Source organism: Brevibacillus fortis (assembly GCF_003013395.1).
Taxonomy (GTDB): domain Bacteria; phylum Bacillota; class Bacilli; order Brevibacillales; family Brevibacillaceae; genus Brevibacillus; species Brevibacillus fortis.
Window position 1 is genome coordinate 1 of sequence record NZ_PXZM01000065.1, and the last position, 26,166, is coordinate 26,166.

Sequence of the window (26,166 nt, forward strand, 5' to 3'; positions counted from 1 at the left end):
CAAAATTCTTGACAGACCCCTTCTCTTTGCCATTCTTCCATAGATTTTTCTTTTAGTTCTTCCTCGCCAAGATCTCTTTCGGAAAGCATGATTTCATGGTCGGCATAAACAACGATTGGTTCAGCATGCTTTCCATTTATATAGTTAAAGCAAACGTAACCACCGCTAGCATCGTATCCAATAGGAACCACGCCATCGGGTAGATATTCCTGATTGATCCAGAATGCCTTCAATATATAGTAGTGTCCAACCTCTTTGCTAAGGCTATAAAATGTGTTGAACACTTTTCCTTCTACCTCTCCATAATCGAAACCGCAAGGAACCGGGGATCCGTCATTATTCTCAAGCATACATTCTACGTAATCTCTCGGAAATTTTACTCCCAATGTAGCTTCTACTGTTTCAATATCTTGGATATCTATTTTCTCTGTGCAGCATTCAAATGTTACATGCTTTGGAATTGTCATGTCATTGCTCCCTGCTCATAATTTCGCTCCACTTTACTAAGATCGGTAATTCTTACATTTCGTTGAAACAAAAACAAAAGGAAGGGGTATGATTCCCTTCCTTTTCCAGTCAGTCCATGTCTACTCCTCTTCCTATAACGAGGTCCAGGTGTTTTCCAGCCACTGATCAAAATCAGCACCTTTTTCCCCTTCATACGTATCATATATATCGCTTCTCATTTTTTGCAGTTTCTCTTTAAATTCTTCGAACGTATGACCCTTTGGCAAGCTTTTCTTAATGCGTACCAAGGCTTTCGTCGTTCCTTTAATCAGGTCGCCTTTTTTCTGAGCAGGTAATCGGACACCTACCCCAAAAGCTTTGAGTTTCTGAAAAGCAGTCTCTTGCACTTTGTACACCGTATCGTTTTCCACGATACGCGTCAGTAATTGAATCGTTTGTTCATGCTTCCACTGCCCTAATTCTTCAACAGCCTCTAATCGCTCTCTCCAATTCGATGTTCGATTGGCTGCTTTCTTTAGTTCTTCAAAGTTTTGGGGAAGCTCATTTTTGATTTCTGTTTTATTCAATCGAATCTATCTCCTTCTGACTATCATCCTTCTATTATGACACTACGTCACACGAATAACACTACCTACTCACATTTAAATTCCTCGAAAAATGAGGTCTGTTCCCGTCACCCCATGAATAAAATGAACGGTATTTCGCCAGTTAACCTGTCGTCTATACATCGAGAGGAAGTGGAGGGTTGCCTATTGTTAGCAGTCAGGAAGAAGAAATTACCCCTTTGGGTGATCAGCGTAATGATGCTCTCTGCCATATTGTTGCTCTTTGTGCCATCCGTAGAAGGGGCGCAGGGCAAGGGATCTGAAGCATACACAAACGCAAATGTTTTAGCCGCAGCCAAAGTCGCACCAAAGGGCTTTTATGCAAAATGGGAAATGGATGTGGGCGGCATACGAGGATGCTCGACGTTGTGCTGGGAGTATTTTTACTTCATCAACGATAAGCAGGTGGCAACGACATTCCCGGATGGCGGAATTGACGCACTCAATTGCAGTAAAGATACATGTTTGACGTATCAAATCAAAGGCAACAAACTCACGCTCAGTAATGGAAAATCGTATACGTTCAAAGTCAAATCAGCAAACGAACTGGAGATCAACAGTGGAAAATTTATCAAATATACACCATCCACTGGGCTGAAGCTTCATGGCAAGTACGAGTCTTTCAGCTATTCCTCCAATGCTCTTGGCACGGGATATGCGAGTTCGATCACCTATGTATTCAATAAGGACGGTACCTTTGTGGACAGCAGTATCGTGGGCGTCACCACAGATGGTTCCAGTACAGGAGATAATTCGGGGACTTCTACGAGTGTCGGATCTGAGTCCAAAGCATCCGGCACCTATCAGATCGTAAATTATACCCTCTCTCTAACCTATAAGGATGGCAAAACGAAAAAGCTCCTATTTTTCCTCCCTGAACAGCCAAGTCCAAAAATACTTCGCATAGGCGGTCGCGACTTTTTACTCGCAGATGGTAGCGCCTCTAAACCCCAGCCTCCTGAACCACCTTATGCAGATTTTCTCACCACCAAAAAAATAGCCAAAAAACAAGTACTCTTTACCTTCAAGCCAAAAAAGAGCGATCAGTATGACAACATCACAATTACACTGCAAGGGTACCAATGGGCAAAGCTGACGATTGAGCCAGCTTACGTCAAGTCTTTTCAAGGGTTCAGCGATAAAGGAATTGTCGCCCTGACAGCCAAATACCGACTTGATAATACCTCTACACAAACGGTTAAAGTCAACAGCTTGCAGGTGACGCTTGATTTGCCCGATTCCAAAGCCAGCGTAAAGGCCGCGAACGGATTGACCCCCACAGTCAAGGATGAGTTAAAGCCAGGTGAAAGTGTAGAGAGCATGCTGGTCATTTTGGTTCCCGCGGAGCATTTTGATAAGAACAGGGATTTCAAGCTGTGGTTCGGTCCGTTGCTCAACCTGCATGGCCAAGATGTGCTTCAAGAGGAATGGCTCAATTTCAACATATGGAAAAAGTTATAGAAAAAAGCTTCTCGCCTCTCATGATGATGAGGCAAGAAGCTTTTCATTTTTAATCAGGCACGAACATCTCCATTAAGACTGGTGTGTTCCTGCATTTTCTTTTTTCGAATACAAAGACATGATACGTCTCGCCGCTGCTTGATAACCGCCAGCGTTACGCAAGGAATCCCCTACCTAACATAATCCCCTGGCAAAAATCCCTCCAGCCATCATTTCTCCATTGCGAAGGGATTTTCGTCCGTTTAAAACAGATCAATCGTTGTATAACTTCTTCACTCTTTTGAGATATTTAAAATATTCATCGCGAAGCGGGTGCTTTTTACTCAACCATGGTTTACTATCTTCCCCTGTGTAGTGAATAATGGCCGGATCTATTCGAAGGTTACTTTTGTAAAGATGTTTGGACTGATAATTCCACATTGTATCAAGTTGAAGCCAATTATCATGAAGAATCGCATTCATCGGATCTTGACTGGGGTAACGAATAATACTTTGATTCTTTTTCATGTAATCCAAAATCTTATTTGTGATGCCGTGCTCTCTCCATTTTTTCAAATTCATGACTAATACGCCCGCATTAAAGTAATCACAGTCATCCGGAATAGCCAGGTCGGCATGTCTTAACTTATTTACCCCTTGCCAAGAATCCTTCACCGCTGCAAGAAAATATTGATCAATTTTTGTGTTCCATAATGGAGTAATGTCCTTTTTAATAACGATATCACTGTCCAAATAAATCACTTTTTCCACTTCTTTATCCAGCAGGTCTGGAATCGAAATTCGATGGTAGGTTTCCTGAGTAAGATGATCACGGACGAGGAATCCATCATATAGGGTCGGATCAATAGTTACATATTTGATTTGAGCATGGAATCGTTTCACAGTTTTCGTTAGGATGGATTTATTTTTCCCAGATACTTCACTGTCAATAACGTGAATGATGACTGGGTCTTTAGAAACCTTATTTTCAAAAAGGGAATATAACATAACGGCGAGATGTACAGCAAATCCATCGTTAACGGCTGTTACAATATGAATCGTGCCCACTATTCTCCCACCCCATATCCTTATTGAGCTATATATACACACTATTCATGAGCAGTGTTGGTTTGTGTAAGGAAAATACCTAATTATTCCTAGATGGGAGCACAATTCACAGTTACCAGCCTCCGCTGATGCGGCTTTTTTCTCAGATCGGTAAGAAAACCGTTATACGACTAGAGCATGTTCACTCCTTCCCCATACAATATATTAGCTGTGAGAACGACTCGGGCAATGACCTTATAGAAAGGATTCAAACAGTAGATGCATGTGGGTAATTTGTCCAAGCTCCAAACCAGGGAACAGGAAAGTACCTATTTAAAAGGGTGATGAAATATGATCTCCTTTGTGGTTGGCAGAGGTATGGGCCATCTCGGTAGATGCATTAGCATAACGGAAAAATTGCAGCAACATCGTCTTCCCATTCACGTGTTTGCGTTTCGGGAAACACATGACTATTTATCGAAAAACCTGCACAATGATATCCAATTGAAAACCTTTAAATCCAAAAAATTCGAGGAAGGTAAACAAACCACACTATTAATAAATGATTGGCGCTCAGATGTGCCTCGATTTCGCAGTGAGGGGAAAGTCGGTGGAAACGCAAAGGTCGTGACCCTCTATCACAGTGACTTTATCATCGATAATAATGATTCAGCTCCGATGCAGGAGTATAAAAATCGCATTGTAGAAATCGCCAATCAATCCGATATCTTTTTGCACATGAATCTCATTCCACCTAAGCAGACCCCTCCGAAAATGAACTGCATCTATATCCCTATTCCTTTAATCACCAGGGAAATCAGCCAATCCCCAGAAGAAGTGCGACGGTTGTTAGGCCTTCAGCAGAACGAGTCGTTTATTCTGATTCACATGGGGGGCGGACTCGCTAACCGTTATGAACAGATCGTGAAGTGGTATGATCAAATAAACACGCTTGCTAGCCGTTATCGATTTGTTGTAGCTGGGCAATTGGCAGATGAAGATTACCCATTCGATGAAAGGATCATCAAAGCCCCTCTTATCCCGAATGGCAAAAATCTTGTAAAAGCGGCCAGTCTGGTCATTAGCAAACCGGGCATGGGCATTTTAGGAGATTGCATCTCTACAGGAACTCCATTGCTTTTCCTCCCGCCAGATGATGCGGAACGCGAGCAAAAAATAGATATGCTGAGAGAAATAGCCCATAGTGATATGGTTGCGATCCAGGAACCGGAAGATCTCGTGCCAAAGATCCAGTATGCTTTCGCAAATAAAGATGTCATTCAAAAAAGATTTCGTCTTATCCCTACCAACGGCGCTGAGGTTGCAAGCAAAATTATCGATATGGCATACCGTATCCCGCTATCGAAATTGACAAAAAGACAGGAAGATCTCCTGCGCTTGACGCCGTATAACTCCTTTGGAAATAAGGACTGATGTGATGACTTTGAAGCAAACAAAGAGGACTGTCTTAAGTAGAAGATCAATTTCTGCTTAAGACAGTCCTCTTACTTTTGCTCATTTCCCCTCTATGCGTCGAGTATATTTTCAGATAGAATATATCAGTGCTATTCTGCGATCGGCAGAATGTCAAACTCTTTCACAGGTGTACCCTGATATTATTGGAGGCTTTTACTACTATCATGAACAGTCAACAACATACCAACGTCAAAATCGTCACAGCCGATCCTAGCGCGATCGGTCTGTTCGGACTGGCTATCGTTACATTCGTAGCTTCTTCTCAAAAGCTTGGACTGACAGAAGGTCTCGGACTCGTGATCCCTTGGGCTATCTTCCTCGGTGCTTTTGCCCAACTCTACGCATCTATCCTCGATGCAAAGCACAACAACACATTCGGGACGACCGCTTTTGGAGCGTATGCGTTCTTCTGGTTCGCGACGGCAAGCAGCTGGCTCGTAAAGCTCGGCGTATTCGGTGAGACTCTCGCAGCTAACGCTGATGGCGCACAGCTCGGCTTTGCCTTCGCTGGATATCTCATCTTCTCCATTCTTTTGACGATTGGAGCGATGGAGACTCATAAAGTATTGTTCTTTATCTTCGTGCTGATCGACGTCCTGTTTGTCGGTTTGACTTTTGATGCTTTTGGCATTGCTTCTGGCGTATTCAAACCAATGGCTGCTTATGCTGAGATGGGAATCGCTCTTCTTTCCTTCTACGGTGCAGGGGCAGCGGTGTTGAATAATCACTTTGGCAAAGTATTTCTTCCTGTCGGGCGTCCGTTTGGGATTTTTAAAGCTCGTTCTTAATTTGTTAGCCGCTCATCTCGCCGATCCGGGATGGAGCGGCTTTTTCTAATAGAGCTTCAATGGATCTCTGTAATCTCTTGCGTACACTTAATTCGCTAGCTCTCTGCCCATTGCTTGAAAAACTCAAGTATTTCATTCAGGTTTTTCGGACCACCAAATGCCTCAAAGCATCCGTCTTTCAATCTGCAATGTACCCAATCATTCTCGGTTCTTTCTACAACATATTTCTGAAAGGGTCTCTTGTTCTCCAAGGGCGTTTCTCGTAGATTAACCTTTATCGACCATCCTGGATTATCAATAGTACATATCGTTATTCCATAACCATGCTCCCAGTCTCCATCACAATTGGATGAGTAATAATTTTCTAACCACTTTATCAACTCCATTTCTAAATCCATCCCTTCCAAGATTTTTCAAGAACCAATGATTTTTACCTGTGCTTATTGTAATATAATTCCATCAATATATCCTTGAAGGTAACACTTACGTCGAATGAGATGGATATAGATATATGCTTTCTAAATACAAAGGCAAGGAACATCACGTTGTCATACAAACCCAATTTGAATCATTAACAAAAGAACAGATTTTTAGTATTTTCGGTGAAAAAACGTATGGGGATCATAAGAAGAGACCTGAAATTTCTATAAAATTTGTTAAATATAGACCACTCAGTTTTCTGGCTTTTCTTGTCCGCCGCACGCTGGTGCATTCCACATGATTAGCTTATGCTTTGGATCAGGGGCTTGGTAAAGGAGACGAACTAATGACTGAAGTAAAGAAGATCGCCTATAAGAAATTAATTCATCAAGCTTTCCTAGACCTAAAAAACAGTGGTACCTTTGATGAGGTTATTTTTTATAGGAATTTTCGTATAGCCCATGTATTCCATAATCTCGCAGAGTTTATCGTTGAAGATTTTGTTGGCTTTAATGAATATGAATTTTGGGCTACAGTCGACGCATTAGCCTCGCAATTTGATTTGCACCATTATAGAAAAATTTTCGATGCGGCCGTTATGGAAAGGTGAATTCCCAAGATTTCTGATGTCTTTTCATTGGAGCAATCGCTTGTTTATCACATCGATTGTTTTGTTAAACCCAACTACATGGATACATATGTTGATTGAAAATCCTGTAAGGATTGACATATTTGTAGCACTCATATTTAGCCCGTTGTATTTTTATCTTTTTATCTGTTGATGGAACGCCGTGTGCGATGAAAGTCGCCCGCACGGTGTAGGCTCGAACGAAAGCCGTAATAAACAAAAGGGATAAGTCGAGAATAGCAATCGACCACCTCAAGATGGTATTATACCTCCACACAATTATGACCAACATGACGGCGGAACCTGGAATGCTACTGGTCTGCACTTCTACTCGAACCGTTTTTCTGACCCAGACGGAGATGAATTGACATTTACTGCTGTGTCTGATAATCCGAAAGTTTATGTAACAGCTTACTCCGAATATTTGGTTATGGAATTTAATAATGCTAATGTCGGAGATGTTTTTACCATCACGATTACGGCAGATGATGGCAAAGGCGGTATAGTATCAACGGATTGGATTATCACTGTTACTACATTTGAACCTTAACATCCATCAACGGCCCTCGGGACAACCGAAGGTGTTTTTCATAATTACCGAAATGTTAAGCTCAAAACTCAATTGCCTCCTAACTATTGTAGTAAATTAAAGGTAAATAATTACTAAAGGTCGTGATTTCTTGAACAGCGGATTTTTAAAACAATGGTGCCTCGAGCATGATGTCGAAACCAGATCCATCAATGCATTTTGGTATTGTTTTAGGAACTACCAGTGTGAAGACACCGAAGAATTCAATTTAGTATTCGGTGAAAATTTTAAAGAGGAAGATTTAACTGTCGCACTAAAAGAAGTAGCTCTGTTTATTGATAGATGGGACAACGACGCAACATATACGGCTATATCTTACGGATTTGATTACGTTGTTTCCTATATCCCAATTGTCTTTAAAGAGAAGAAACTTGGCTGGTATAAACTATTATTTAATCTAGAGGGAGAGAGTTTTGATGATTTCTTCATCATTGACTAATTAACACAATTTGTTATACGGCATCGACCAGTTTGATATATGCAAATCTAAGTCGGACGGACGGTACTTGCTCTATTGAGTGATTTGAGCGTAACATATCCGCTTCCTCTACAATATGATGGCCTAGAACAATCTAAAGAGGTGAGCCGATGGCAGTCGTAAAAGCCAGGAGCAGTGACATTGACATGTTGGCAAGGTTGCTTCGAGCCGAAGCTGTAGGTGAAGGAGAAATGGGTATGCTCCTTGTTGGAAATGTTGGCATTAACCGAATCAGAGCGAACTGCTCCGATTTTAAAGGAATACGGACCATTCCCCAAATGATCAACCAGCCGCATGCGTTCGAAGCTCTGCAACATGGTATGTACTACCAAAGGTCTAGAGAGAAAGAACGCCGTCTGGCACGACGGGCTGTGAATGGGGAGCGGCATTGGCCGGGCAAATTCTCCCTCTGGTATTTTCGTCCGGGAACGGCGCAAAATCCCCTGCCTTGTCCGCCAACCTGGTATAATCAGCCGCACGTAGGACGATACAAGCTTCACTGCTTTTATGAGCCGACCGCGAAAGAATGTGAAAATGTATATAATACTTTTTAATTTTGCAGATGAAACAGCCTAGGAATTACACTGCCCCCAAGCGAAAAAGGGGGCAGTTTTTTTGAAAAGCTCGCGCGGGAATGTGAAAAAGATAGGCACCATTTCGCACTCATCCTTTCTACAATTACCGTTTTGTTAAGTGACCAGTTATATGACAGCTTCGTAGTGGATCAATATTTGCTATGTGGTCTGCCCAATCATTGTTTTTCGATTGAACATACACTGTTGAGAATTCATTGTAAAAGGAGTGATTTTTAATGTCATTTAGGCCACCTCCGGGTCAGCCGCCAGGAGCACAACAAGTACCAGAGCCGTTAACTCCTCCCCCAGCGTTCATCCCCCCACAACCCGCTCCCTTTAGAGGTGATCCAAGGGCAATTGAAAGATGTTTGTTTCGTTTTACGTATGTTTGGCTTGTAAATGGCGAGCAATTCTGGTTTTTCCCCGTTTTTATAGGTACTAGGTCGGTTGCAGGGTTTAGATGGACGGGTAGGTCTTGGAGACAAACTGGATTTGATTTACGGTTAATTTTTGCATTTACATGCTTTTAAACCACAGCTCCCTTCCCTTTTACAACGATTCGATACACAGGATACACATACTTTGAATTCGGCAACACAGGCCCTGGATTTATTCAACCTGTCGCGCGGTTTCATGGGTTGCACTTCTTTATCGTTAACGTGCAGCCTATTTAAGCTGCGTACAGAACTGCTATTTTCTTTGTACACAATCCCCCCTCTTTTATAACAAACTCATAATTTGATACGGATAAGAAAACGTAAGGAGTCGGCATTTTCGCCGACTCCTTATTTCGTCAAAAATCCACTTCCTACCTAATCAAAAACCCTTATATAACAAGCAAGCCACGCTGTCCACATGTATGGAGTAGACAGTATGAACAGGCTGTAAGATCTGCCCCACCATTTACTTTTTCTGGTTCAATCTAAAGATTATTTCAGAAACTACCGATATAGTTAGTATTCCGGAAAATATTTACTGTGAGCATATCTGATTGACGTTATGCTTACATCTCAAAGGAGGATACCTTATGAAGATTCGAAATCATACTAGAATTTTAAAAGTAATCGCTAGTTTATCTGTTATTTTCGCTACTGTAAATTATCCAGTTATCTCTTTTGCCGAAACAGTTGATTCTAGTTTAGTCAGTGAAACAAGCAACGCCGATGACATTAATACCGGTATAGCAGACTTAGACTATGATAATGACGAAGTTTTAGCAGTAAGTGGTGATGAGATAGATAGCTTTGTTCCAAAAGAAGGAATCAATCCAAAAGGTAAGTTTATCGTCATAGAACGTAAAAAGAAGTCACTTTCAACTTCTCCAGTCGATATTTCCATTATTGATTCTATGACTAATCGCACTTACCCAGGAGCATTACAACTTGCCAATCAAGCTTTTACAGAAAATAAACCTAGTCTATTACTGGTACCAAGGAAACCTTTGACTATTAGTATTGATTTACCAGGTTTGAAAAAGGAAAATTCAATTACTGTGGATAATCCAACATACGGTAATGTGTCTGGAGCAGTAGATGAGCTTGTATCTAAATGGAGCGATGAGTATTCAGCAACACATACTTTACCTGCGCGATTGCAGTATGCAGAATCTATGGTTTATAGCAAATCGCAAATTGGAAGTGCTCTGAATGTTAACGCTAAATATCTTGATTCTACATTAGGAATTGACTTTAATGCGATTTCTAGTGGAGAGAAAAAAGTGATGGTGGCGGCATATAAACAAATATTTTATACGGTAAATGCAGAACTGCCTAACGATCCATCCGATCTTTTTGATGATAGTGTTACTTTTAAAGATTTAAAACGTAAAGGGGTAAGTGATCAATCCCCACCTGTTATGGTATCAAATGTAGCTTATGGTAGAACCATTTATGTGAAATTAGAAACAACCTCTAAGAGCAAAGACGTAAAAGCAGCATTTAAAGCCTTGCTTCAGAATACTGTCAATGTAGAAACGAATGCCGAGTACAAGGATATTTATGAAGACAGTTCCTTTACAGCTGTCGTATTAGGCGGAGATGCACAAGAGCATAACAAGGTTGTTACAAAAGACTTTAGTGAAATCCGTAATATCATTAAAGATAATGCGGAATTTAGCCTAAAGAACCCAGCATATCCAATTTCATACACAAGTGTTTTCTTAAAAGATAATGCAATTGCTGCCGTTCATAACAATACAGATTATATTGAGACTACAGCTACAGAATATTCAAAAGGAAAAATATCCCTTGGTCACTATGGCTGGTATGTCGCTCAATTTGATGTATCCTGGGATGAAGTTTCCTATGATGAAAATGGTGAAGAAATACTCACGCATAAAACGTGGGAAGGAAGCAACAAAGACAGAACAGCTCCTTTCAATACAGTCATACCTCTGCCACCTAATGCAAAAAATATAAGGATTTTTGCGAAAGAATGCACCGGCCTTGCGTGGGAGTGGTGGAGAACCGTTATTGATGAGTACAATGTTCCATTATCTAGTGAAATTAAAGTGGAAATTGGCGGAACGACATTAAACCCAACAGGTGATATTACATTTAATTAGTTGGGAAAAGAAACGGCTGAAATCCTTTTTATCAAGGACTTCAGCCGTTTTTCTTTTTCTTATTCCTAATTCAAATGAATAGCCGTTACTGGATGCTCCTCACATTGCAGTCCCTTGTCCACAAAATATTTCATTATTTCGAAACGAACAGGGAGGGTAACAGTTGCATCATTTCATTCACATGCGGTGATTCTCCAAACATGAGATGCTTGTTCCAATCTTCCGTGCCAAGTTCCCTATCACCCAATTTGATAAAACACAAACCTCTCCGATAGTAAATATCTTGTTCGTCTGCATCAGAAAACGCTAAGGCCTCTGTATAATCGGAAATGGATAATTGCCACTCCTCCTGTGCTTCATAGACCCATGCACGGTTGTAAAGGACGGTTGCATTTTTCTCTAGTGCAATAGCTTCAGTTAGATTAGCTATGGCCCTGTCATACTCCCCCATCTCATAGTACAGGACAGCCCTATTTGTCCAAGCGGCCATCATTTCCCTATCCTTGTTTAGGGCAGCGGTAAACGTTTTTAGTGCTTGATCATTATTGCCATCCGACATTTCAATTAAACCTAGTGTACACAGGAGCCTCGCATGATCAGGCTCTATTTCTAAACCGAATTCAGCATCTTTTCGGGCCATTTCGAGTTTCTCCACTTGATACAATAATGTAGCTCTGTTAAGTAATCCATCAAGATTTTCGGGGTCTATATCAAGCAAGTAGTCATAGTCCGCCATTGCTTTCTCCACATCTCCAAGACGATTGAAGGCAGTAGCTCGATTGAAATAAACCTCTGGAAACGGAGGACTAAGCTTTATCGCTTGGTTATAATCTTCAATGGCTTCATCCAGTCGCCCCATTCGGCTATAAAGGTTTCCACGATCAAAGTAATATTCTGGATAATTGGAATCAATCTGTATCACTTGGCTAAATGTTTCAGCTGCTTCTTCAAACCTTTTTAAAGCTACGTAAATCAGCCCTTTATTATGAAGCAACACCGAGCGATGCAACATATGTTCATCAGGAGCAAGAGCCTGATTTAACCTTTGCCATCCTTCCGTAACCAATCGAAGCGCTTCTTCAGGATTATCCATATGTAACTCTACTAAAGCCAATCCATTTTGGTTAAATACTTGTTGAAATGCACGTTCTTTTTCATCTTCAATCAATTCTGCCAAATCAATGGCTTTTTGTATCCATTCTTTCGCCTTCTCGTGTTCTCGTTCTCGGTGATGCCTCGTATAGTACATCGAAAATCCATATGAAATTTGCATATGAACTCTAAAATCATCAGTGTTTGCGTACACTTCTCCTAAAAGCGTCGGTATATCATCAGTTTCACCCAATGCAGCCAGAGACGTAGCCATCTTCATTGTAAAATACCGGCTATTATCAAATTCGCTGCTCCAATTCGTCAGTTTCCGGCCACGTAGGCTCATATCGATAGTCGCATCGTAAAAACCCATGTTAATGCTATAACTAACTGCTTTAAACAACGCTTCGCTTGCTGATTTCTCAGAAGTACCGCGCTCCAGATGAAACGGAATGGCGCCTAAGTGCAGTGACCACTGCTCTTCTTTTATAAGAGATTCTGCCCGCTCTTCGTGAAGGCTCTGACGAATTTCAATAGGAGTTGCTTCATAGGCGAGCAATTCCTGCTCACAATCTGATGTGCAGTCAGAAAATATGTATCGTTTCGTTAGCTCAAGTCGCTGTTCGTCAGATAGATTTACTATCCCCATATCTTGTTCGATGTCAGAAAGAATAGTAGTAGGCTCCGTATACGTTTGTAACGCCTTTTTCAGGGCTTCATTTTCCGCTATTTCACTTGAACTTACGATCACCTGAATCAGGTCAGACTTCGCACGACGCAGAAGTGTACTTATAAATTCTGCATCAAGTTGATCACAGGCCTGCACATTTTCAAAAATCAGGGTCAATTTTCCCATTCGTTCCCGATTCGCTAATGCCAATAAAAGATCGATCAAACCATTCGACATGCGAAGTGTACGCAATTTCGAATAATAACGTGTTCTCTCTTTCGGAATAGCAAGAGAGGTAAGTGTTTCTACACTAACAGGAACGACTGCTTTCAGTTCTGGTGCTATGGATAAGATCTCGATGCAGTGTGATAAAATCAGGTCTGGCCATTTCGAATAAGCTTCTGGAATAATCTGGCGAAGAAGGTCACCAGTACCTGTATAGGGTCCTCTAAGATTGCAATGACAATTGCTGACATAACATGTGGAGTATTGCTCTTCGAAGTACTTCTTTTCTCGGTCGCTGCGTCGAGATCCAATCAGCCATTGGTGTGTAATCGATTGTTTCATTTCGACTCATCCCCTCTGTTCCATTGATAAATTCCGAATTTCCCTTTTGTTTCTACGCTCTTTTAGGTATAGATAAAATACAATTCCATACTGGACTCCCGTTACAGACAAGAAAACAACGGAATCCCAGAATTTCATGTCTTCTCCTGTAAATATGGAGAGAAAAATATTCGTTAAAAGTTGAATAGCGACCGGAATCATATAGAGTATCATTCCTGTCATCATCATCCAGCCAGTTGCGTAAAAAAAGCTGTACCATCTCGCTACCTGATGATCCCGTTCCGTATACTTGGACATATCAACCATCTTGTTCTTTTTTCCAATTAGTCCATACCATCTATTTTTCAAATAGGAACGTGTAGCCTCCTGAAGATTTACACACCCCAACATCGTAATCATTAAATAATAGATATCTGTTTGAAGATGAAAATAAAATTGCCAGAAGAAACGCAACAGTGTTGTAAATGCTAGTCCCATACAATATGCAGCTATGATTGTCTTCTCACCTGTATTTATCCAAATTGCACCAGCAACGATCACCAATAAGGAATACCACAAAATATCACCGAACATTCCAACTAAAAATGGAAGAACACGCTTTCGTTTTGGGAATCCCCAAATACCTGGCATGGAAGAAGTGAAGACCAAAAAGTACATTCTTCTGCCTATACTTAGTTCTGACGGGATACCCAGTCTTCGTCCGGCAAGCATGTGCATCCATTCATGAAACAAGATCCCTGGAATCTGTCCGATCGTCATGCCAAGAAAAATCACCATGGCGTATTCGGAAAATAAGATGCTTTGTCGACCCGGACGAATCTGTGGATATTGGTATAACAAAAATAAGGCACAGGTTATGATGGCACCATAAATCAGCCAACCAAGTGGAGAAAAAGCTAGCTTGCCCAACCATTGCCCCGATACTTTCTGCGCTTTCGTTTCCTTTTCCTCAACATCACAAATAAATGTGAGGTCACGCAATGTCTGCAAAAAATCGTCCATGTCCACTTCATCGTGATAGGTATCTTGATACCAGGAATGCGCTTCGGCAACCCCCATGCCCTCTTGCAGTTTTCGTACAAGTGCTGCTCCATCCTCAGGAAAAACAGCAAACGTATCCGTCCCAAACCGCCCAATCAGGACTCCTTGCTTATCCTCCAGAAATGTTAACGGGTGTAATTGGATCACGCGATTTTCGTTCATGACTTTCCTCCCGGATGTTGTCATGCTATCTTCATAATTGAAAAAGAGGGGCAAATGCCCCACTTTTCCATGTTACTGACAAATCTTTATGCCTGCTGGCAAGTGCAGTCGTACATTGTGTTAGCTACTGAAGTCAATTTTACAGGCTCGGTTTTTTGCACAGTAATTTTTTTCATAATAATGCCTCCGATAAATTGTTATTTATACCATATTCGCGAATGTATGGTACATACTGGTAATGATAGCTTGTAATTTTCTGACTGTCAATAATATTTTGATTTTTTTGAAAATAATGCAATTTGATCCTTTTTTAGAATGAAAGAAGTGGATTAACTACAATATTTTCGGCTTTAAGTCACGGTATCAAGCATAAACTTTCTCCCCCTGCACTTCAAAATTTGTGTTTACTTTGCGGTGTTACAAGAACTAGATTGGTGTGCACATCCAATTGTCCTTACACTCTTCATAGTCGGTCTATAACTAAGATTAGTCGCGAGAACTATTTCGAATGTTTTCTGTTTACCCCTCACACCCTCAATATCGCTTTAACTTCAAGGTTTGTTGCGAAGAAACATCATTTTTTTATTTTTGGGAAAAACGGGAGAAAACGAAGGTAGGTAAATTAGGATTAAAAATTATGGTAACTGGGGATGTTTAACCTTTGTTACGAGGTGAGCAAACGAGGGTTATATCCGATTAAGAAAAACAAATCATTTCATTCGTCACCCACCCCATATAAATAAAAAACCTCAGAATTTTTTCTGAGGTCTAGTCACTACATCATTATTTTTCATCAGTATAGAGGTAAGAAGCGTTTTCTAGCCTTCTTTTTAAGTTATCATCCTCATCTATTTTGCTATGGAGTAATCCTTCAGGTATATTGATTGTCACAATGTACTAAGCCGTAATTCATAAAAATACTGCACAATTGGATGCTTTAACTTCATCTTCTCGGCCATGTTTAAAATTCGCTTTTTTCCAACCCTTCTGTCCACCAAAGCTAGAATATTCAACAAGATATCATTACTCTCTATGCTTTCCTCTATAGAACTAGATAAAAACGTATTAGCCACAACGATAAAATTTGATTTACTTAATGAGGTCTGCGCTGACAAAAGCTCCTTTGCATATTCCGATATTTTTCTATTTCTTGCAATTACTTTTAGACGATCCTCCGGAACGATCCCCTTGGTATCTTTTCTGACCGCTTCAATTTCTTCATCGCTGATAGGAATTTGGATATCTGAATCATTCTTAATTTCCTGCTCCGTCTGATACCATCTGATTGAACTAGTCATATCACTCATATTAAGTACGTTCTTTTTATCTACGGCAATATAACAAATTCCTGATTTATCAGGTAAATAACGGTAACCGGTTGCACTATATTCGACCCTTCCATCTAACGCAGGACAGAGAAAGCTCTCCAGTTGCTTCTTCAATTTGCTCCAGGACATGTATCCTCCTATGTTCTCAAGGCCTTCTACCAGTATTTGCGGCAGTTAGGCCTATGGCTTTGTTAAAATACCTTTTTCTCATTGATACAGTATACTCCATTTAAAGCAAATACCATCCTTTAATAGTTTTGGAGACGGCATTAGTTCGTAGGGGCATAAAGCAGTATTCACTAAGTGTAATATGATTCAACAGAGCCATCATCTCGAGCTTATCAAGTCTGGACTCGCATAAAGTCAAAATAAAAAGCACCCTGATCATTTTCATCAAGGTACAAAAGAAATCCAATTCTCGATTATAAGAATTTGTCACATAATCAATGTCCGGGGTCAGCTACGTTCTGTTTTACTTCAAATATATGCGGCATATTAACGTAGGTCACATCAGTAGGTAACAAATTAATACACACAGTCAATGACAACGATAATACCATCAAAGCCATTACCTTTTTCATCTGGGAACCCTCCACCATTCTCCAAAATTACCCACATATCGAGCGGTGTTTATAAGGTGTCTGAGGAGTGGTAGGTAAGATTGCTGTCTCATTCATCAGCACTTCTTCGATAGCATCAATATTACCTAATTCTAAATGAATTTCGAGTAACTCGTTTACAACATGTATCTTGTGATGTCCTACGTAAACGGACGGGACGAGTCCACAATTGGGGACAGATTCTCATGCAGCTATCTGTTTTCTTTGAGAATCGCGTATGACCACACACCCCTTAACCAATAAAAGAAAGGCTCCATCCCCGAAGGGATTGTCTTTTTCTACACCAACGCGTCAAGGGTTCGCTTCACCTTACGCCCTTGACTCTGTTGGCTCCGAAAAAGTTATCCCAATTAGGGGGATGAAACCTTTTCATATATCGGTTGATTGAGTTTACACAAAATTCTTGACAGCCCCCCCGAGAAGGGCTTTTTTACGTTATGCGTTCAATTTTAGAGTCCCCTTTTCCTTCGCTCCATGTAGTACAACGTTCATACTGAATCAAATTCGAAATTATTTTTCCAACTCGTATTCCCACGATCCATTATCATACTTGATTTTGAAAGACAAGGTTTCCCCATCCTTCCTGCTAAATGCGAAATAGCCTTCTTTTAATGCTTCATCCAAAACAATAGTCGGAATGGAATCGCTGGGTTTAGCGTGCGCTTGCATAATTTCGTCCTGTACGCTAATAAACGCACCAGCTACATCCTCTTCATATTTTTCTTCCATTGCTTCTATAAGCTTTGTACTTTTTGTAAACTCATTGAACACCCATTTCTTACCGTTGTCATCGGTAATGGTTTTCATTACTCTCAGATCTTTAGCTTTCGCTTCAATTCCTACTGCTTCCAGTGCCTTTAGGTGATTACCTTTTACATACGACTTAGTATCTTCACTCGCATATAGACTGCCACCAGCTAATACAAGACCAGAAAGAATTACATTTCGTTTTTTCATACTACTCTACCTCCTTCGGGTTTTATTCAGGCCAATAAGCTTCGGAAACTCGTTCAATTTTGTCTCCAAAACTATTGTAAGCGTAGTGGGATGATCTAATTTCGGTGTCAATTAAATTTGTAACCTTCTTTTCGTACTCGACAGAAGCATAAGAAGGATCGTTATCGTAGTCTTGATGCTTTAAATCGCCATTGATATAGAAGTATGAGTAAACTCTTACTTTTGTGAGATCCCTTCCTTCTCCCTCCGTATAGGCTGACAAATTAACAGTATTGCGAGTACCGTCAGCCCATGATCTTTTGCCTGTGATGCTAAAATCGGTACCATCGCCCATGGGTTTAACACTATCTTCTTCCCTCTCATAGCATTTAGTCTGATAGGAAAGCACTAATGATTTCAACAGGTTACGATACAATTAATATGTTAACTGGTACAATTATTTCGTACCAAATGAACTCAACAGGGAGATAGTAGTAATGACCAACTGGAAGAATATTAAGATTAATGGAGTAATAGATATTGACAAATGCGTGGCAGAATTCCGTATTAACGAAACCCGATCCGGACGAACTCCATCTGGTAGGTTCAAAGTGAAAATATTTGAGGAACAAGATGGAGATTTCTATGGTATTACAAATATTGGAGTAAAGAGACTTGATAATGAACCACTTGGTTTGGGAACAGGTAAAAGTATCGAAGAAGCATTAAAAAATACTGTTGACAATTTCGTGCAAGAGATGAATTTTAAAGGACAGCTAACAGATGATGATTTTGAATGGGCTGAACTTGACGATTTTTAATCTTATTTAATTTGTAAAACGCCTAGTTCTAAGAACTAGGCGTTTTCAAGAGATACTCATCAATGCTGTTAACGAGACTCGAAGAACTCATCGATTTCTGCTTTTCTCTTAAAATAGACTTCTTTAGCATGTGCTTCACGTTAAATCTTCGTAGTGGTTTTCATCAAGAACCATCTCTTCTGTTTGTACGGTTACTTCATCATTATTCTCTTCAGTTTGCGACGTTACTTCAACATTAGTGACTTTGCTACTCTCTACAACCTCATTAGCTGACAAATTTTGTGTTTCGACACTCAAATCAGGTCAAGTCTCACAACTGTCTCCACATGCCCCGTATGCGGAAACATATCCACCGGCTGCACTTCCTTCACCGCGTAACTCTCAGCAAGCACCTTCAAATCCCTCGCCAACGTAGAAGGATTACACGAAACATAAACCACTCTTTCCGGCTGCATCTCCAAAATCGTCGTCAACAACGCCTCATCACAGCCTTTGCGCGGAGGGTCAACGACAATCACATCCGCCCGGATACCTTTCTCTTTCCAAGCAGGAATGACAACCTCCGCAGGCCCTGCCTCAAACGTCGCATTCTCCACGCCATTCAACTGCGCATTCCGATTCGCATCCTCAATTGCTTCCGGCACAATCTCTACCCCATACACATGCTTGGACTTCTGCGCCAAAAAGAGCGAAATCGTCCCGATACCGCAGTACGCATCAATCACCGTCTCCGTCCCAGTCGCACCCGCGTACTCCAACGTCTTGTTGTACAGCACCTCAGTCTGCGCAGGATTCACCTGATAAAACGAACGCGCCGAAATGGCAAACTTGATCGGACCAATATAATCGTAAATCACATCGCTGCCCCAGAGCGTCACGGTCTTTTTGCCAAAAATAACGTTGGTCTTGTCCGAGTTGATGTTCTGCACGATACTCGTCACGCCAGCGACTTGTGCACGAATCGCTTCCACCAGCTGATCGCGCTGCGGAATCTGCTCCTCTGTCGTTACGAGCACGACCATGACTTCCCCCGTCTTTACCCCTACCTTGACTACCACATGGCGGAGTAATCCGGTACTGCGCACCTCGTCATATGCCTTTATATTCAGCTTGGTCGCCGCCTGCTTCACCGCTGCCACTGCTTCATCATTCGCCTGATGCTGGATGAGGCATTCGTTCATGTCGATGATCGAGTGGGATTTCTCCGCGTAAAAGCCGCCGACCAACGCCCCGTTTTCCTCGCCAATTGGTACCTGCGCCTTATTGCGATACCGCCATGGATCACTCATGCCGAGTGTCGGATGAACGGTAATGGCCCCTTCCCCTTCGACCTGGAAACCGCCAATGCGCCGCAGGTTGTCCCGCACGATTTGCTGCTTGTGCCGTAGCTGCTCCTCGTAAGCGAGATGCTGCAACGAACAGCCTCCGCAACGATCGTACAGCGGACAGGGCGGCAGGTAGCGATGGGTACTCGCTTCTACTACTTCCGTCAGCTTGGCAAAGCCGAAGTTTTTCTTCACATGGTCGACGCGCGCATGAACCCGCTCTCCTGCAAGTGCGCCATCGACGAACAGCGTATATCCTTCAATCCGGCCGACTCCTGCTCCTTCGTGGTTCAGTCCGGTTATCTCCACTTCCACGGTTTGTCCGACACGTACAGGGACGTCCAGCTCTACTTTGGCTGTCGGGTGCGGACCGCGCCGCTTCTTTGTTGTCTTCGCCACTATCTATTGCTCCTTTTATCTTGCTCTATAAGTTTTCGTTTTCGCTCATGGAAGCATGCAGGGATGCACAGCGCAAAGCGGCATCCCCACGGCTATTGCTATTCATTTTACTATCTTCTTACGGGACGAACAACTCGATATGCCCCGGCAACGCTTCCACCACGCAAGGCAGCTGTCCACCCAGCTCACCGTCCAGATTGAGCTGAACAGTCTCTCCGCCAGGCGAAGTAGCTTTGATGTAATCTGCCTGGAAATACAAGATGTTGGGGTCCTTTAGGTGCTCACCGCGAACAGCCTGTGTCGCCAAACGAATAAACTCCGCTATATTCAACTTTTTCACGACGATGACATCCAGCTTGCCGTCTGACAAATCGGCTTCCGGAGCGATGTTGTCAAAGCCGCCTACCGAGCGGCTATTGGCGATGAGAAATACCATGATTTCTTCATCCAGCAGCACCTCTTTGCGGCTCTCCAGACGAACACGAATCGGGTGCAGCGACGGCAGCTTTTCCAATCCTTTGACGTAATACGCCATTTGGCCCATTAGCGTTTTCAGCTTGCTCGGAACCTCGTAGGTCAAATTCGTCAGCGAGCCGCCACCCGCGATATTCATAAAATAGCGGTTGTTGATGCGCCCCAGGTCAATGCGTTTCTTCTTGCCCTTGGTGACAATCTCCGTTGCACGATTGATCGATTTCGGTATACCGACCGCCCGGGCAAAATCATTGCTCGTTCCGCAGGGGATTATTCCAAGAGATGGACGTGCTTTATGCTCAGCCATCCCATTGACTACTTCATATATGGTTCCATCTCCACCAGCGGCCAGGATGACGTCAAAACCGCGAGCTACTGCACGAGCAGCTTCTTCTGTCGCATCATCTTCCCCTTTGGTCGCATAGCATGAAGTTTCATATCCGGCCGACTCCATTAAATCGAGGATTTCCGGCAATCGCCGACGCACGATCTCCCGGCCGGAGCTTGGATTGTAGATTAATCTGGCTCGTTTCAAGGCAGATCCCTTCTTCCTTCCCTCGCTCACGGGGGTACTCTCTTCCATCATATCCTGTATAGCCATTTTTGGGAATCGCTATGCTCCATATAGCGTGATAAGATAGAAAAAGATGGAAAACAAGGAGATAGGGGAGACGCTTGTGAAGAAGATCATCGTGGGAGTAGATGTGGGTGGCACTGCAATCAAGATGGCTTTGATTACACCAGACGGCGAGCTGGTTACAAAAATGCAAGAACCGACGCCTGTTGCGGGCGGCGAGGATGGCATTTTGCAAAAAATCGTAGACATGTCTCATAATCTTCTTCGGCAGCATGACTATTCTCTTTCGCAAGTCTGCGGAATCGGTGTAGGTGTACCCGGTCCCGTCGATGGCGGAAAGGGAATCGTCTTCCAAGCGGTGAATCTTCACTGGCGCCAACCCGTCTTATTGAAAGAAAAATTGGAAGCCCTTACAGGTCTGCCTGTCGCGGTCGACAACGATGCCAATGTCGCTGCCCTCGGGGAAATGTGGCAAGGGGCAGGCCAAGGCGCGCAAGACCTCGTGCTCATCACACTCGGCACAGGGGTAGGCGGAGGCGTCATTTTGAATGGCAAGGTTATCCATGGCATTAATGGTGTCGGCGGCGAAATCGGGCACATCACCATGACCCCGGATAGCGGTGCCCCCTGCAATTGCGGAAAAACAGGTTGTCTCGAAACATATACATCTGCGACTGCCATCATTCGTGAAGGACGATTCGCAGCTTCAAACGGATCAAGCCCGGTGCTTGCCGCTGTACTCGCAACCAAAGGAAACATTGCCGCCAAGGATGTCCTCGAGGCAGCCGTAGCAGGAGACGCAGCAGCTCTCGCGATTATCGATCAAGTGGCACTCTATCTCGGCCTCGCTCTCTCCCACTTGGCGAATGTGCTCAATCCCGCGAAGTTTATGATCGGCGGAGGCGTAGCCGCAGCAGGTGACTTCCTCTTTTCCCGAATCCGCGAATCATTCAAACGCTTTGTTCCGTTCACTTACGTCGTCGAGTCCACAGAGATCGTTCCTGCCGAGCTCGGCAATGATGCGGGTGTGTATGGTGCAGGCTGGTTAATCCGTTCCCAGATGAACGAATCCTGATCGGACAACAAAATAATAGACGCTCCTGCACGTGAATCCTCACAGCAAGAGCGTCTTTTTGTATAACCTTATGAAGAAGCCTGCCTGGGTGCTAACTCTGGCTCGCTGCCTTTCCCCGAAACAATCAGCGCAGCACCGACGAGCACGGCGCATCCCCCCAATAGCTGGAGCAGGCTAAAGGCTTCGCCAAACAACAACGCCGAAAACCCAAACGTGACAACAGGCTCCAGCGTGCTGAGCACCGATGCTTTCGTTGACCCGATCAGTTGCAAGCCGCGGAAGAAAAAACTGATGGCGACCACCGTAGAAAAAACAACGATCCCGAGCAGTGCCCACCACCCTTGTACGGCAAAAGACAGATCGACACCTCCGTCTTTTAACGCAATGAAAAAGGTAGAAATAGCAGCAAACAGGGCGATGTACGCAGACGTTACATAGGAAGAGACGCCTTTTACCACTCGATTTCCCACCACAATATACACGGAATAAAACAACGCCGCAGCGAGAGCCAACAGCACGCCAACCGGATGAATCCCACCAAATGACAAGCCGAGTACCAGTCCAAGACCGACGAGTGTAATCAGCATGGCGATGACAGTCTTTCTCGTCAACCGCTCCTTCTCGACGAAGTAGCTCAGTATGGCAACAAACACCGGAAATGTGTACAGCAGCAAGGCCGCCATTGAGGTCGGGATGTACTTTACCGCAGAGAAAAAGCTAAGGGATTGCAGCGTGTACAAAATCCCCCCGAGACAAAACATGGCAAGCACCTGTCTTTTCTCCAAGCGAAGCGGCTCCTTGCGCCAGAGCAGCAAACCGAAAAACAGGGCAGTAGCCAATAAAAACCGCAAAAACAAGAGCGTCGAAACAGACACACCCGCTTCGTAGGCGTACACAGCAAAAATAGACATGACGCCAAAGCCAGCAGCCGATCCAAAAATATACAACACACCGACATACAGCGGATTCACAACATTTCACCAGCTTTCTCGAGATGACAACGACTAGTGACGGGACAGGTCTGAGATTTTTACGGTCAGTGCTTCAACCCAGCCCCTTCTCTGCGGAATATGCGCGACGCGAGAAAAATAGTGAAGACCACATAGACAAGCAAGGAGCCAATCCCCAGGAGCGCATGCATCGGGTCGACCTTGCCGTAAAACACTTCCTTGGACAGAGCGACACCATTGAACACAGGCATCACGTAGTAATACGCGGGGATGTCCACCGGACTGACTGGCATCAGCATATACGATGGAACCATCGCCAAAAATATGACGGCACTCATATACGTCTGCCCCTCTTTAAAAGACTTGGCAATCGTACTCAAAACAAGCTCCAACCCTGCAAAAAGCGCCGCCAACAACAAAATAGTCACGATGAGCACTAACAAAGTGACAGGTGAGAAGAAGGCGAGTGTAAAATGATCTCCTTCCGTCCTCATTGGTCCCAGACGCATGGCCAGCGTGACAGAAATCAACGACGCTACTGCCCCCATGGTGCTCATAGTCATGACAGCCAACAGCTTTGCCGTGAGGATGTGCTGGGCCGCAATTGGCGCCGTCAACAGAGATTCGAGCGTTCCCCGCTCTCTCTCACCGGCGACAAGATCATTCGCTGCGGCCATTCCCGCTGATGCAAGTGAGACTACCAACATCAACGGAATGATGCCAGCCAGCATCCCTCCCGACTTCCTTTCTTCAGAGGCTGCATTTTGAAAGGTCGAGACAATCGGTTGAATCGTCTGCTCGGACAGGCCCGCTTGGGTCAACCTTTTCGCTACGACTTCTTTGCTATAGGCCACTACTGTCTGCTCGATCAACGTACGGGCATAGACTGATTTTTGATTGGTGGAGTCATAGGCAACCGATAGCTGACCCGTTTTGCCCGCCGCAATCTCTTCATCGAAGCCAGCAGGAATCGTCAAAATGGCGCGCAGTTGACCTGCTTGCAGGGCTTGCTCCGGATTGGACGGCTCCAGGATTTGAACGGCAGGATTTTTTTGCAAAACAGGTATCAATGAGGATGATCCTTGAACGGCTAACGGGATGTACATCCTCGCTTCTTTTTCCACATTGCTATAGGATGTTCCGAGCAAAAAGAAAACGAACGGAATGACGATCACGGGGATTAGCAACGTCCCCATCAAAGCCTTACGATCGCGAAACAAGTCCATCAGTTCTTTTTTCAGTACGGTCCAAACGACATGCGAGCCCATCAGCCTTCGCTCCCTTCCACGACAGCCATGAAAATGTCGTCCAGATCCTCTGTCCCAAACTGCTCGCGCAAAGCATCCAATCCTCCAGCGAACCGCAGCTTACCCTTGTGCATGAGCGCAACCCTTTTGCACAGCTTGTTAATCTCGCCCATGTTGTGACTGGAAAACAGGATCGTCTTCCCCTCTTCTTGCAGCCTTCTGACCATTCTTCGAAAGATTGTGGCAGCCGTTACATCCAGTCCTGTCGTCGGTTCATCCAGCAAAATGACATCCGGATCGTGTACGAGCGTCCGGGCAATTGCTACCTTTTGCTTCATTCCTCGCGAAAAGGCCCCGACTCGCCTGTCGATAAAATCATCCATCTCAAGCATCCGGCTCAGACTATCTATCCGCTCCTCCAGTGTCACTTGATCCATTCCGTATAGACGACCGAAGTACGCGATATTTTCCCTCGCTGTCAAACGGCTATAAAGACCCACGTCTCCCCCGAACAAAATGCCGATTCTGCGGCGCACTTCAAGTGGTTGCTGTCGAACGGAAAACCCACTAATCTCGATGTCTCCCTCGGTTGGGGTCAAAACCGTCGCCATCATGCGCATCGTCGTTGTTTTACCCGCACCGTTTTCCCCGAGAAGTCCGTAAACCTCACCTGCTTCCACGCGAAACGATACATGCTGGACCGCTGCGATCTCCTTGAACCGCTTGCTGACATCCTTGACCTCAATCAACAGCAGCCCCTCCTCTCCCGTATTTTTACTAGAATCGTACCTTCAGCAAGTACGACGCCCGCTTTTCTCCCGTAAACGTCACTTGTACAACACCCGTCTGCCCGCGTAAAACCCGCGGAATGGCGCCAGTGACATGAAATTCCCGGCGCTTCTCATCGACTCGCGCGACAGACACGGAGCCTGGGGGCGAAAAGACCTTGTCGCCTTCCAGTGTATAAAACGAAAGGGTGATTTCTCCCGCTTGCCCATGGGCCTCTCCCGAAAAACGGATGATCTCCATCATTCCAGATACCGCTGACACTCCCGTGAGGTCAAAAAGCGGGTGACGCAGGTTCGCGAGCCTCTGCCCTTTTTTCCAGTCCTGCACAAACGCATCAAACTCCTGCACGGCAACCATCCACACCGCTGAGGAAGTCGTAGAGACATGCGAAGGTATGGCGCCAAACATAAGCGCAGAAGACGTCATCAACAGCGGCAACCAAATAGAAAACATGCTAATTCCCTCCAATAATTGGTTGCCCTTAGCATGCCCTCACAAAAGTTACCCGTATGTGTCTTTGGCGAATCAGAATCTTTTGACTTTGAAAGCTGTAACCCTCGTATCCTACAGAGGATAACGCTCTTTCCACTTTGTCAGGGAAAAGTCTTCAAACAACGCGACAAAAGCCTCCGTATCATTTATATAATGACGGGTTTCTTTTGCCTCAGGATGCTTTTCCAGAAACAGAGTCGCTACTAAATGGCTGACAGGAACACCTTCTGCCTCTTGATCGTAAATGCCCCGCTCAGCGAGCACTTTGCCAAAATAACGTACATAGGTGACGGTTATTGTTTTTTCTTGACCATTTTCTTGCCACGTAGAAATGGAACGATCAAATGTATCAGACGGTGAACCACCTTTTCCAGGTGCCACACTTTCTCCTGCAACAGAAATGAGCTTCATGTACTTCCATCCTCCTTTTTCTTCCTGTACGTTCATTATAGGGGAGAGTGGAAATTGTTACAAATTGCTTTGTCATCTGCCATTGGAAAAACCACTGCCTTTATTTGTCTGAT

Annotated in this window: 27 protein-coding genes; 11 read left to right on the forward strand and 16 right to left on the reverse strand. The window is 43.8% G+C overall.

Annotated features, from left to right (window positions below; all coding sequences use genetic code 11):
• On the reverse strand, positions 1–467 hold a 467-nt coding region (locus C7R93_RS29115; protein ID WP_106842062.1), incomplete at its 3' end, for an SMI1/KNR4 family protein.
• Between the two features lie 132 nt (positions 468–599).
• Positions 600–1,034: a HEAT repeat domain-containing protein gene (locus tag C7R93_RS29120; protein ID WP_106842063.1), complete on the reverse strand. Its 435-nt coding sequence runs from the start codon at positions 1,032–1,034 to the stop codon at positions 600–602.
• A gap of 186 nt (positions 1,035–1,220) precedes the next feature.
• On the opposite strand from C7R93_RS29120, the gene C7R93_RS29125 reads away from it, so the two are divergent.
• Entirely contained in the window at positions 1,221–2,534 is a 1,314-nt protein-coding gene (locus C7R93_RS29125; protein WP_106842064.1) for a hypothetical protein, read from the forward strand.
• Between the two features lie 252 nt (positions 2,535–2,786).
• On the opposite strand, the gene C7R93_RS29130 is transcribed toward C7R93_RS29125, so the two are convergent.
• Positions 2,787–3,581 carry a glycosyltransferase family 8 protein gene (locus tag C7R93_RS29130; protein WP_106842065.1) on the reverse strand — a complete coding sequence of 265 codons (795 nt, stop codon included), beginning with the start codon at positions 3,579–3,581 and terminating at the stop codon, positions 2,787–2,789.
• Positions 3,582–3,911: 330 nt separating this feature from the next.
• Here C7R93_RS29130 and C7R93_RS29135 point away from each other — a divergent pair, with 330 nt between their 5' ends.
• Both C7R93_RS29135 and C7R93_RS29140 read left to right on the forward strand, forming a co-directional pair.
• On the forward strand, positions 3,912–4,994 hold the full coding sequence (locus C7R93_RS29135; RefSeq protein ID WP_106842066.1) for a glycosyltransferase family 28 protein: 1,083 nt from the start codon (positions 3,912–3,914) through the stop codon (positions 4,992–4,994).
• A 206-nt stretch (positions 4,995–5,200) separates the two neighbouring features.
• Positions 5,201–5,824, forward strand: a complete 624-nt coding sequence (locus tag C7R93_RS29140; RefSeq protein ID WP_106842067.1) for an acetate uptake transporter — start codon at positions 5,201–5,203, stop codon at positions 5,822–5,824.
• Positions 5,825–5,919: 95 nt separating this feature from the next.
• Here the strand turns inward: C7R93_RS29140 and C7R93_RS29145 are convergent, their stop codons facing one another.
• Entirely contained in the window at positions 5,920–6,210 is a 291-nt protein-coding gene (locus tag C7R93_RS29145) for an immunity 53 family protein (protein ID WP_106842068.1), read from the reverse strand.
• A gap of 380 nt (positions 6,211–6,590) precedes the next feature.
• Here C7R93_RS29145 and C7R93_RS29155 point away from each other — a divergent pair, with 380 nt between their 5' ends.
• The 6 genes from C7R93_RS29155 (at position 6,591) to C7R93_RS29180 (ending at position 11,077) form a co-directional block, all read left to right on the forward strand.
• Positions 6,591–6,854: a hypothetical protein gene (locus C7R93_RS29155; protein WP_106842070.1), complete on the forward strand. Its 264-nt coding sequence runs from the start codon at positions 6,591–6,593 to the stop codon at positions 6,852–6,854.
• Between the two features lie 382 nt (positions 6,855–7,236).
• Entirely contained in the window at positions 7,237–7,422 is a 186-nt protein-coding gene (locus tag C7R93_RS29160; RefSeq protein ID WP_106842071.1) for a hypothetical protein, read from the forward strand.
• 130 nt (positions 7,423–7,552) lie between these two features.
• Entirely contained in the window at positions 7,553–7,900 is a 348-nt protein-coding gene (locus C7R93_RS29165) for a hypothetical protein (RefSeq protein WP_106842072.1), read from the forward strand.
• A 149-nt stretch (positions 7,901–8,049) separates the two neighbouring features.
• Positions 8,050–8,493, forward strand: coding sequence for a cell wall hydrolase (locus C7R93_RS29170; RefSeq protein ID WP_106842073.1), 444 nt, complete (start codon positions 8,050–8,052; stop codon positions 8,491–8,493).
• Between the two features lie 257 nt (positions 8,494–8,750).
• Positions 8,751–9,044: a transporter gene (locus C7R93_RS31070; protein WP_106842074.1), complete on the forward strand. Its 294-nt coding sequence runs from the start codon at positions 8,751–8,753 to the stop codon at positions 9,042–9,044.
• A 497-nt stretch (positions 9,045–9,541) separates the two neighbouring features.
• Entirely contained in the window at positions 9,542–11,077 is a 1,536-nt protein-coding gene (locus C7R93_RS29180; RefSeq protein ID WP_106842075.1) for a thiol-activated cytolysin family protein, read from the forward strand.
• Positions 11,078–11,210: 133 nt separating this feature from the next.
• Here C7R93_RS29180 and C7R93_RS29185 read toward each other — a convergent pair whose 3' ends face one another.
• From C7R93_RS29185 to C7R93_RS29205, 4 genes are all read right to left on the reverse strand, one after another.
• On the reverse strand, positions 11,211–13,406 hold the full coding sequence (locus tag C7R93_RS29185) for a tetratricopeptide repeat protein (RefSeq protein WP_106842076.1): 2,196 nt from the start codon (positions 13,404–13,406) through the stop codon (positions 11,211–11,213).
• A 6-nt stretch (positions 13,407–13,412) separates the two neighbouring features.
• Entirely contained in the window at positions 13,413–14,609 is a 1,197-nt protein-coding gene (locus tag C7R93_RS29190; protein WP_106842077.1) for a hypothetical protein, read from the reverse strand.
• Positions 14,610–15,496: 887 nt separating this feature from the next.
• Entirely contained in the window at positions 15,497–16,066 is a 570-nt protein-coding gene (locus C7R93_RS29195; RefSeq protein WP_106842078.1) for an SF0329 family protein, read from the reverse strand.
• 1,001 nt (positions 16,067–17,067) lie between these two features.
• Entirely contained in the window at positions 17,068–17,514 is a 447-nt protein-coding gene (locus C7R93_RS29205; protein ID WP_106842079.1) for a hypothetical protein, read from the reverse strand.
• A 476-nt stretch (positions 17,515–17,990) separates the two neighbouring features.
• Between C7R93_RS29205 and C7R93_RS29215 the strand changes: the two genes are divergently transcribed.
• Positions 17,991–18,314 carry a hypothetical protein gene (locus C7R93_RS29215; RefSeq protein ID WP_106842080.1) on the forward strand — a complete coding sequence of 108 codons (324 nt, stop codon included), beginning with the start codon at positions 17,991–17,993 and terminating at the stop codon, positions 18,312–18,314.
• Between the two features lie 135 nt (positions 18,315–18,449).
• Here C7R93_RS29215 and C7R93_RS30140 read toward each other — a convergent pair whose 3' ends face one another.
• From C7R93_RS30140 to C7R93_RS29225, 3 genes are all read right to left on the reverse strand, one after another.
• Complete coding sequence (locus C7R93_RS30140; RefSeq protein WP_158264062.1) at positions 18,450–18,611, reverse strand: hypothetical protein; 162 nt, start codon at positions 18,609–18,611, stop codon at positions 18,450–18,452.
• Positions 18,608–20,038, reverse strand: coding sequence for a 23S rRNA (uracil(1939)-C(5))-methyltransferase RlmD (gene rlmD, locus C7R93_RS29220; protein ID WP_106842081.1), 1,431 nt, complete (start codon positions 20,036–20,038; stop codon positions 18,608–18,610). Before rlmD ends, C7R93_RS30140 begins: the two co-directional genes overlap by 4 nt.
• A gap of 118 nt (positions 20,039–20,156) precedes the next feature.
• On the reverse strand, positions 20,157–21,047 hold the full coding sequence (locus tag C7R93_RS29225) for a diacylglycerol kinase (protein ID WP_106842100.1): 891 nt from the start codon (positions 21,045–21,047) through the stop codon (positions 20,157–20,159).
• Between the two features lie 142 nt (positions 21,048–21,189).
• On the opposite strand from C7R93_RS29225, the gene C7R93_RS29230 reads away from it, so the two are divergent.
• Positions 21,190–22,164, forward strand: a complete 975-nt coding sequence (locus C7R93_RS29230; protein WP_106842101.1) for an ROK family glucokinase — start codon at positions 21,190–21,192, stop codon at positions 22,162–22,164.
• A 68-nt stretch (positions 22,165–22,232) separates the two neighbouring features.
• Here C7R93_RS29230 and C7R93_RS29235 read toward each other — a convergent pair whose 3' ends face one another.
• The 5 genes from C7R93_RS29235 to C7R93_RS29255 all read right to left on the reverse strand — a co-directional run bounded on the left by C7R93_RS29235 (position 22,233) and on the right by C7R93_RS29255 (position 26,053).
• Positions 22,233–23,135, reverse strand: coding sequence for a DMT family transporter (locus tag C7R93_RS29235; RefSeq protein WP_106842082.1), 903 nt, complete (start codon positions 23,133–23,135; stop codon positions 22,233–22,235).
• A gap of 65 nt (positions 23,136–23,200) precedes the next feature.
• A complete protein-coding gene (locus C7R93_RS29240) occupies positions 23,201–24,382 on the reverse strand; it encodes an ABC transporter permease (RefSeq protein ID WP_106842083.1) in 1,182 nt (393 codons plus the stop codon).
• Positions 24,382–25,110: an ABC transporter ATP-binding protein gene (locus C7R93_RS29245; protein ID WP_106842084.1), complete on the reverse strand. Its 729-nt coding sequence runs from the start codon at positions 25,108–25,110 to the stop codon at positions 24,382–24,384. Before C7R93_RS29245 ends, C7R93_RS29240 begins: the two co-directional genes overlap by 1 nt.
• Before the next feature lie 28 nt (positions 25,111–25,138).
• Positions 25,139–25,603 carry a hypothetical protein gene (locus C7R93_RS29250; protein WP_106842085.1) on the reverse strand — a complete coding sequence of 155 codons (465 nt, stop codon included), beginning with the start codon at positions 25,601–25,603 and terminating at the stop codon, positions 25,139–25,141.
• A 111-nt stretch (positions 25,604–25,714) separates the two neighbouring features.
• Positions 25,715–26,053 carry a hypothetical protein gene (locus tag C7R93_RS29255; RefSeq protein ID WP_106842086.1) on the reverse strand — a complete coding sequence of 113 codons (339 nt, stop codon included), beginning with the start codon at positions 26,051–26,053 and terminating at the stop codon, positions 25,715–25,717.
• Positions 26,054–26,166: the final 113 nt, after the last annotated feature.

Bases quoted from the DNA above. Each gene is read 5' to 3' on its own strand.
- C7R93_RS29135 (WP_106842066.1), top strand. From the start codon at position 3,912: ATGATCTCCTTTGTGGTTGGCAGAGGTATGGGCCATCTCGGTAGATGC.
- C7R93_RS29140 (WP_106842067.1), top strand. From the start codon at position 5,201: ATGAACAGTCAACAACATACCAACGTCAAAATCGTCACAGCCGATCCT.
- C7R93_RS29145 (WP_106842068.1), bottom strand. From the start codon at position 6,210: ATGGAGTTGATAAAGTGGTTAGAAAATTATTACTCATCCAATTGTGAT.
- C7R93_RS29155 (WP_106842070.1), top strand. From the start codon at position 6,591: ATGACTGAAGTAAAGAAGATCGCCTATAAGAAATTAATTCATCAAGCT.
- C7R93_RS29170 (WP_106842073.1), top strand. From the start codon at position 8,050: ATGGCAGTCGTAAAAGCCAGGAGCAGTGACATTGACATGTTGGCAAGG.
- C7R93_RS31070 (WP_106842074.1), top strand. From the start codon at position 8,751: ATGTCATTTAGGCCACCTCCGGGTCAGCCGCCAGGAGCACAACAAGTA.
- C7R93_RS29180 (WP_106842075.1), top strand. From the start codon at position 9,542: ATGAAGATTCGAAATCATACTAGAATTTTAAAAGTAATCGCTAGTTTA.
- C7R93_RS29185 (WP_106842076.1), bottom strand. From the start codon at position 13,406: ATGAAACAATCGATTACACACCAATGGCTGATTGGATCTCGACGCAGC.
- C7R93_RS29190 (WP_106842077.1), bottom strand. From the start codon at position 14,609: ATGAACGAAAATCGCGTGATCCAATTACACCCGTTAACATTTCTGGAG.
- C7R93_RS29195 (WP_106842078.1), bottom strand. From the start codon at position 16,066: ATGTCCTGGAGCAAATTGAAGAAGCAACTGGAGAGCTTTCTCTGTCCT.
- C7R93_RS29205 (WP_106842079.1), bottom strand. From the start codon at position 17,514: ATGAAAAAACGAAATGTAATTCTTTCTGGTCTTGTATTAGCTGGTGGC.
- C7R93_RS29215 (WP_106842080.1), top strand. From the start codon at position 17,991: ATGACCAACTGGAAGAATATTAAGATTAATGGAGTAATAGATATTGAC.
- C7R93_RS29240 (WP_106842083.1), bottom strand. From the start codon at position 24,382: ATGGGCTCGCATGTCGTTTGGACCGTACTGAAAAAAGAACTGATGGAC.
- C7R93_RS29250 (WP_106842085.1), bottom strand. From the start codon at position 25,603: ATGTTTTCTATTTGGTTGCCGCTGTTGATGACGTCTTCTGCGCTTATG.
- C7R93_RS29255 (WP_106842086.1), bottom strand. From the start codon at position 26,053: ATGAAGCTCATTTCTGTTGCAGGAGAAAGTGTGGCACCTGGAAAAGGT.